We start from the raw sequence: 951 nt of genomic DNA, 5'->3' as shown, positions 1-951 counted from the left end.
AGGAAGAGCCGGTCACCGGCGCCGCCCCCGCCGGCTCGGCGCCGGTGACCGGCTCTTCCTGGCGGCCGTCGTCGGCGTCCCGCTCCTGGCCCTCCTGGTCTTCGTCTGGCTCCCGGCACTGGCCTCCATGGGCCTGTCCTTCACCAGCTGGGACGGCATCTACCTGTCCGACATCCACTGGGTCGGGCTCGACAACTACCACCAGATCCTCACCAACTACCCGCCGTTCTGGCCCGCGGTGCGGCACAACGTCATCTGGCTGCTCTTCACGGCGCTGCTGCCCACCCCGTTCGGGATCTTCCTCGCCTACCAGCTCGACCGGAAGCTCCGCTTCACCCGGGTCTACCAGACGGCGATCTTCCTGCCGATGGTGCTCTCCCTGGCCGTGGTCGGCCTGATCTGGGAGATCATCTACAACCCCGACACGGGCCTGCTGGACGGCATCCTGGGCGCGGTGGCCCCCGGCCACCACGTCGACTGGCTGGGCGACCCCGACCTCAACCTGTGGGCCGTCCTGGTCGCCTCGGCCTGGCGGCACACCGGCTACATCATGATCCTCTACCTGGCCGGGCTGAAGGGCTTCGACCCGGCCCTGAAGGAGGCCGCCGCGCTCGACGGCGCCAACGGCCGCCAGACCTTCCTGAAGGTTGTCTTCCCCGCCCTCAAGCCGGTCAACGTCATCATCCTGGTCGTCACCGTCATGGAGTCCCTGCGGGCCTTCGACGTCGTCTACGTGCTCGGCGGCGGCGTTGGCAGCAAGCCCGGCATGGAACTGCTGTCGCTGCTGATCACCGACAACATCATCGGCGAGTCCAGCCACATCGGTTACGGCTCCGCCCTCGCGGTCGTCCTGCTCCTGGTCTCCCTCGCCGCCATCGGGACCTTCCTCGTCCAGAACTTCCGCAAGGAGGACCGGTGACCACGACCGCCACCCCGCCCGTCACCCCGGCC

General features: G+C 68.7%; 1 protein-coding gene. It reads left to right on the top strand.

Annotated features, from left to right (window positions below; translation table 11 throughout):
- On the top strand, positions 1 to 919 hold a 919-nt coding region (locus PV341_RS45110; RefSeq protein WP_500361057.1), incomplete at its 5' end, for a carbohydrate ABC transporter permease.
- Positions 920 to 951 lie beyond the last annotated feature (32 nt).

The sequence above is a fragment of the Streptomyces sp. PA03-1a genome, from assembly GCF_033792805.1.
Taxonomy (GTDB): domain Bacteria; phylum Actinomycetota; class Actinomycetes; order Streptomycetales; family Streptomycetaceae; genus Actinacidiphila.
The sequence above is the reverse complement of the archived record's forward strand: the minus strand, read 5'-3'. Positions and strand labels throughout refer to the sequence as shown.